Raw genomic sequence first — 6,894 nt, forward strand, 5'->3', positions numbered from 1 at the left:
GACACCCGGATTATTTGAATGAGAAAACAGACCACAAGAGAAAAGACCGGAAACCCGGCCTTTACAAACGGGGGAAATTACTTCTGCCCCAAATCTTTGTTCATCACAATGCTTTGGCGATGAATGGACTCTTCGTGGATGATTTCGAACATCTTTTCCACAAACTCGTTATCGAGGTTGTATTTGGCGGCCTTTTCGATACGATCTTTCATCACCTCGTCGTAACGACGGGTTTGCAAAATGGTGATATTGTTTTCGTACTTATATTTACCAATGGCTTCGGAAACGGCCATGCGCTCTTTCATCAGCTCCAGAAGTTTCACGTCCAGGCTGTCAATTTTCTTACGCAACTGGTCCAGGGTCACACGAGGGGTGTCGCCAATGTTGTGATGACGAATCACCAGCTTGTCGAGCATCTCTTTCAACTGCACGGGGGTACACTGCTGCGAGGCATCACTCCAGGCTTTTTCGGGGCACATGTGCGACTCAATAATAAGACCGTCGAAGTTCAAGTCCATGGCTTCCTGCATCACATCGAACAACAGTTCGCGCTTACCGGTAATGTGGCTGGGGTCAGTGATGATGGGCAAATTGGGCACCCGACGACGCAACTCAATGGGGATTTGCCACTGGGGATGATTGCGATACTCGCTCTTGTCGATGGACGAGAAACCACGGTGAATGGCGGCAATTTTTTTCACGCCGGCACGGTTCACGCGCTCAATGGCGCCAATCCACAGTTCCAAATCAGGGTTCACAGGGTTTTTTACCAACACGGGAATGTTCACCCCCTGCAACGCATCGGCCACTTCCTGAACGGCAAATGGGTTGGCCGACGTACGAGCCCCAATCCAAAGTATGTCGATGCCATGTTTTAAAGCTTCGTACACGTGATGTCCGGTGGCCACTTCAGTGCCCACAAACAAACCGGTCTCTTCCTTCACGCGCTTAAGCCAGGGTAAACCGATGGATCCAACGCCTTCGAAAGCACCGGGACGTGTCCGCGGCTTCCAGATACCGGCACGAAACAATTTCACGCCTTGTGCGGCCACCTGACGAGCCGTCTCAAGCACCTGCTCTTCAGTTTCGGCACTACAAGGGCCTGCAATAATGATGGGTCGTTTCAGCTCCAACCCGGGGAGCGACAAAGGTTCTAAATCAAGATTTACCATAACTGTATCGTTTTTTTAAGTTTTTTAATTTTTTAACGCCCGAAACATCACTTTCCAAGCAGTTTTTGAATGCGTGCTTTGGCGTCCTGCAAATCAGGCACCTTGGTACAAAGCGAAATGCGAATGTGTGTATCCCATCGCTCACCAAAAATGTATCCCGGCGTAATAAACACATCAGCCTCATACAGCACCTTATCTGAGAGAGCCCGACTGCTTTCGACATCGGCAGGGATAGCCCCCCACACAAACATGCCCACCTGTTTGGGATCGTAAGTACAACCCAACAAATCCATCATCTCAAAAACAATCTCACGACGCTCGCGGTAATTGCGGTTCACCTCGTCGTACCAGCTTGAGGGCAGGCTCAATGCCTTAACGGCAGCCATTTGCAAGGGGCGAAACATTCCCGAGTCCATGTTGCTTTTCACCCGCAACACATATTGTACAAATTCGGCATTTGAAGCCATCATCCCGATGCGCCATCCCGACATGTTGTGCGATTTGCTCAACGAGTTCAGTTCGATGCAACACTCCTTTGCTCCTTCAACACTCAAAATGCTTTGATAGTTCTGATTGAGAATGAAACTATAAGGATTGTCATTGCAAATCAAAATATTGTGAGCTTTCCCAAATGCCACCAATTTCTCTAACAAAGCACGACTGCCGGTCGCCCCCGTGGGCATATTTGGATAATTCACCCACATCAACTTCACTTTACTCAAATCCTGCTTGGCCAAAGCCTCCAAATCGGGCTCATAGTTGCGAGCCGGATCGAGCAAATAAGTCCGGGGGGTAGCTCCCACCAAATTACAAACACTCAGATAAGTGGGATAACCTGGGTCGGGCAACAACACCTCATCGCCCGGATTGAGAAACGCCATGGAAATGTGCATGATGGCCTCTTTAGAACCCATCATGGGCAAAATCTCATTGACCGGATTGAGTGTCACATTAAAATATGTCCGGTACCAATCGGCAAAAGCCTTACGTAACTCAGGAATCCCCACATAACTCTGATAACCATGGTGTCCCGGATGGGCGGCAGCATTGGCCAGTTCATCCAACACCTCGGGCGCCGGGGGTAAATCGGGGTTACCAATACCCAGGTTGATCACAGCCTTTCCCTGGCTGCGCAACAGGTCTATTTCCTTAAGCTTGCGTGAGAAGTAATACTCCTCAACACGACTAATCCGTTGGGCGGGTTGTATATTCATTGTTTAATATTTTTAGATCAATGCATAGTTGCTGTTTCATTCTCAGGGGCATCCTCAGCGGCGTACGACTGGCGTCCATTCTCATATTCACCCAGGATGCGAAGTTTTTTGGTAAGCGGACGAAAGGCATCGAGCGACTGTAGATAACGCGTGTAGTTATTGAACACCACATCGACATAAAACAGATACTCCCACTCGTTACCCACCACAGGCATCGATTGAATTTTTGAGAGATTGATGCCATAAAAAGCCAGGATCGTGAGCACTTTTGAAAGACTTCCTTCCTCGTGGGGCAACGAAAACACCAGCGATGCTTTGTTGATGCGGCCACTGTTAAGCAGTTCGTCCACCTCAATTTTTCCATGGTCGCTCACCACCAAAAAACGTGTGTAATTGCGTTTATTGGTTTCGATGCCCGAAGCGATGATTTCCATTCTATACAATTCGGCAGCCAAATACGGCGCAATGGAACCGACCCCCCGCTCCTGATTGTCGCTGATTTCCTTAGCGCTCAATGCGGTATCTTCGTGCTCCACCAACTTAACTTTGGGATAAGCTTTAAAAAACTCCTCACACTGAGCCAACGCCATAGGATGCGAACGCACCTCGGTCAAGTCGTCGATGGTTTGTCCCGGTAATGTCATCAACTGGTGCTGGATGCGTAACTTATACTCCCCGATAATGACCAATCCCGAATCCTTGAGCAATGTATAATTGGCCAAAATACTACCCACTAAGGTGTTTTCGATGGCCACCATCCCATAAATGGACGGGTCGGCCTTGATGGTCGCAAACAACTCGGGAAAAGTATGACATGGCACAATTTCAATGTCTTCACCATCGAAAAACGCTCTTGCAGCAATTTCGTGATTGGCTCCGTATCCCCCCTGAATGGCAACCCTACGTCGTTGTGAGTTCATAATCGTAAAATATAATCATAAAAAAAGCCCACCGTTCGGGTGAGCTTTTGTTTTAATATCTATTGATTCAATGATTTTATAAACAATACCCACCCTGCTCTTTTGAATAACCAAAAAAGTAAAAATAAAAGCTATAAAAGAATACAGAATGGTTCATCTTGGCTTTCGATTGATGTTGCAAATATAGTTTTTTTCATCTATGGTGAGGTTTTTCGGAGCTTTTTTTTGAAAAAAAATTTAAGACAATCAACCAATTGATAAGCAAAGATGTCCGCGAATGGCGCGAATTAAACGTATAAAGTACATGCTAAAAAGACGTTTTTCCACGAATGAATTCAAAACCATCAGAAACAATAGAATACAACTCTGTGTCATACAACATCATTTCACTGATTTCACGGAGTCAGAATAAACGCAAAGGCGCGAAGGCGCTGAGTTAATGTGTTACGCCATGCGTTTAAATAACAAAGCAGATAACTCAAAATTGTTATTTAGTAGGAGACACCGAGTTTCACGGAGTTATACCAATCCTCAATTCAAATGAAAAATATTAATTCAACCACAAACACCACCTCACCATTCTTGCACAAAATGCAAAATAATGTTATCCTCTGACGATTGCGATTGCAGATTGAAATGACTAATTTTGCGGCCGAAAATCAAGAAGCAGTGAGCAGATCGAAAAAGAATGCGCCCATCCTGATGGGATTGGAGATTACAGATGTCGCAGCCGAGGGAAAAGCCATCGGACGATACGAAGAGAGGGTGGTTTTTGTGCAACATGCCGTACCCGGCGATGTGGTGGATGTACAGGTCACCAAAAAACGCAACAACTATTTTGAAGGATTTCCCATCCGCTACCAAAAGTATTCGCCCATTCGGGTAGAACCGGTATGCAGTCATTTTGGGGTGTGTGGCGGTTGCAAATGGCAACATCTACCCTACGAACAGCAACTCATCTACAAACAAAAAGAGGTCACCAACAACCTGATGCGCATTGGCAAGGTGCAACTGCCCGAAGTGATGCCCATTTTAGGTTCGGCCAAGAACACATATTATCGCAACAAACTGGAGTTCACCTTCTCCAACAAACGATGGCTGTCGCTCGACGAACTCAAATCTGTCGAGACATTCAGCGATCGCGACGGGCTTGGGTTTCACGTCCCCGGCATGTTCGACAAAGTGGTGGATGTGGACACCTGCTACCTCCAAGCCGACCCGTCAAACGGCATCCGCAGGTTCATTAAGGCCTATGCCCTTGAACACGGGCTCAGCTTTTTTGACCTTCGCAACCAGGTAGGATTCCTGCGAACACTCATCATCCGCACCTCATCCAATGGCGAAGTGATGGTGATCGTGGTCTTCTATCACGAAGACAAGGACGCACGCGAGGCTTTGTTGACCGCAGTGTCTCAGCAGTTCCCGCAAATCACCTCGCTGATGTATGTCATCAACGAAAAAGCCAACGACACCATCACCGATCAGGAAATCTGCAGATTTGCCGGCAAAGACCACATGATTGAGGAGATGGAAGGCCTCAAATTCAAGATTGGCCCTAAATCGTTTTATCAAACCAATTCGCATCAGGCGTACGAACTCTATAAAGTCACGCGCGATTTTGCCGCCCTCACGGGCAACGAACTGGTGTACGACCTGTACACCGGCACCGGCACCATTGCCAACTTTGTGGCACACCAGGCACGCAAAGTGGTTGGCATTGAATACGTACCCGAGGCCATTGAGGATGCCAAGGTGAACTCGGCCATCAACGGCATTACCAACACTTTGTTTTTTGCCGGCGACATGAAAGATGTGCTCTCACACGATTTTGTAGAAACACACGGCCATCCGGACGTAATGATTGTGGATCCCCCACGGGCGGGCATGCACGAAGATGTCACCAACACCATCCTGACCGTGGCGCCCGACCGCATCGTGTACGTGAGTTGCAACTCGGCCACCCAGGCACGCGACCTCAACCTGCTGGACGTGCGCTACCGCGTTGAAAAAGTACAGCCCGTGGACATGTTCCCCCACACGCATCATGTTGAGAATGTGGTGCTATTGATACGAAAATAATCCATAAAAAAAAATCCATTATAGAGACGCGGCATGCCGCGTCTCTATTTTTTTTTTAGGAAACTGATCATCGTACCTCTGCACAAAAAAAACATTGCAATTGTAACACCATTTGCATAAATTAATCAGAAAAAACCGTACCCCTAAAACCGACCGATATGAACAGCGAACACATCATTGAACGGTATGGAAATCTGATGAAACTGGAGTCATTGATTTCGATGGACGAAAAGATATTGCCCAATACGTTTGTACTGGAAGCTCCGGAACCATTTCCCGGCTTTTTTGGCTATTACAATGAAGTCCCGGTAGATGCCAAGCCTCTTTACGTTTATTTCGTGCTCAAGCATCTTTACACGCTTGAGGAAGTAACCCGTGCATGGTTGAAAATACGCACCCACTTTCCGGCAGTTAATATGCACGCAGCAGCGGGAACCGTAAACATTTATAACGACTTATACCATGTATTACGCATCCGCCACCTCGATACGTATGACCAAATTGCCCAGCTTCAGGAATTATTTATAAAAGAAGGGTTTGAACTGGCTAAGAAACCAAGCCACAAAATCGAAGCACAGGCTATCATTCGCATCAAAAAGTTCTTCATCCTCAAGGAAATTGATCATGGCATTTATTTGGACATGACCGAAAAAGACCATGGATACATCGTTATCCCCAAATTGCTGTCGTGGAAGGAATTTGACGACATCACGCATCAGGTCAAAAACAACTGGGAAAAGAGCAACTTTGATGCTGCCATCGGCCATTTCCACAACAACTTTGAAATCACCGACATGATTCGGATTTACAACCCGACATTGAGCTTGAATTATCTTCAGGAAATTAAAGCGAAGTATCTGGCTAGAATTAAATAAAGAAGGAGGGAGAAGTGGAGAGTGGAAAAGTGTAAAAGTGGAGGAGTGTAAAAGTGGAAAAAAGGAGGAGTGGAGGAGTGTGAAATTATAAATACATAAAACCATTATGACGGTGACCAAGCGACATGTCGGAGAATCAATGATTGGCGCAGCCAATGATAAAAAAACATCATCGTCTCAAATCTTGATACTTGTGTCTTGATACTTATATCAATGTCGCTTAGTTGTGACAATAAAAGACAAGAAGAATTTTAGACAGCAGATAGATAGATTAGACTGTGAAGACGAAGAATACGAGACTATTCATGGAACTGTGTCTGCAATATATAAATATTAATTTTGCAGACAATGAAAGACAAACCAGATTTCAGTTACGAAGACTTTGAACGGGAAGCGATCAAGGGACTTTATGAGAAAAAGAATTTCATGGGTGAGAACGGTGTTTTCACCCCTCTGATCAAGCATTTTTTAGAAAAGGCATTGGCCCTAGAGCTTGAACAACACCTTAAACATGAGGGCGGAAACAAGCGAAATGGGCTTACGACCAAAACAGTAAAAAGCTCTACCGGAGAGTTTGAATTAACAACCCCTCGAGACAGAAACAATACGTTTGTGCCCGAAATTGTGGCTAAGC

The 6,894-nt window shown here is 46.1% G+C and carries 6 protein-coding genes; 3 read left to right on the forward strand and 3 right to left on the reverse strand.

All coding sequences use genetic code 11. The annotated features are described in order from the left end of the window. Nucleotides 1–77: 77 nt before the first annotated feature. Genes LX69_RS15340 through LX69_RS15350 form a run of 3 tightly spaced genes read right to left on the reverse strand, consistent with a single transcriptional unit; the run spans nt 78 to nt 3,306 of the window. Complete coding sequence (locus LX69_RS15340; protein ID WP_111446924.1) at nt 78–1,172, reverse strand: bifunctional 3-deoxy-7-phosphoheptulonate synthase/chorismate mutase type II; 1,095 nt, start codon at nt 1,170–1,172, stop codon at nt 78–80. Between the two features lie 47 nt (nt 1,173–1,219). Then, nucleotides 1,220–2,386: a pyridoxal phosphate-dependent aminotransferase gene (locus LX69_RS15345; protein ID WP_111446925.1), complete on the reverse strand. Its 1,167-nt coding sequence runs from the start codon at nt 2,384–2,386 to the stop codon at nt 1,220–1,222. A 17-nt stretch (nt 2,387–2,403) separates the two neighbouring features. Then, nucleotides 2,404–3,306, reverse strand: coding sequence for a prephenate dehydratase (locus LX69_RS15350; RefSeq protein ID WP_111446926.1), 903 nt, complete (start codon nt 3,304–3,306; stop codon nt 2,404–2,406). 669 nt (nt 3,307–3,975) lie between these two features. Between LX69_RS15350 and rlmD the strand changes: the two genes are divergently transcribed. The 3 genes from rlmD to LX69_RS15365 form a co-directional block, all read left to right on the forward strand. Continuing rightward, complete coding sequence (gene rlmD, locus LX69_RS15355; protein ID WP_111446931.1) at nt 3,976–5,385, forward strand: 23S rRNA (uracil(1939)-C(5))-methyltransferase RlmD; 1,410 nt, start codon at nt 3,976–3,978, stop codon at nt 5,383–5,385. Between the two features lie 158 nt (nt 5,386–5,543). Next, nucleotides 5,544–6,260, forward strand: coding sequence for a hypothetical protein (locus LX69_RS15360; protein WP_111446927.1), 717 nt, complete (start codon nt 5,544–5,546; stop codon nt 6,258–6,260). 348 nt (nt 6,261–6,608) lie between these two features. Next, the coding region (locus LX69_RS15365) for a transposase (protein ID WP_185741722.1) at nt 6,609–6,894 on the forward strand (286 nt) is incomplete at its 3' end.

The organism is Breznakibacter xylanolyticus (assembly GCF_003254275.1).
GTDB lineage: Bacteria > Bacteroidota > Bacteroidia > Bacteroidales > Marinilabiliaceae > Breznakibacter > Breznakibacter xylanolyticus.

Coding starts and splice junctions, on each gene's coding strand:
- LX69_RS15340 (WP_111446924.1), bottom strand. CDS start 1,172: ATGGTAAATCTTGATTTAGAACCTTTGTCGCTCCCCGGGTTGGAGCTG.
- LX69_RS15345 (WP_111446925.1), bottom strand. CDS start 2,386: ATGAATATACAACCCGCCCAACGGATTAGTCGTGTTGAGGAGTATTAC.
- LX69_RS15360 (WP_111446927.1), top strand. CDS start 5,544: ATGAACAGCGAACACATCATTGAACGGTATGGAAATCTGATGAAACTG.
- LX69_RS15350 (WP_111446926.1), bottom strand. CDS start 3,306: ATGAACTCACAACGACGTAGGGTTGCCATTCAGGGGGGATACGGAGCC.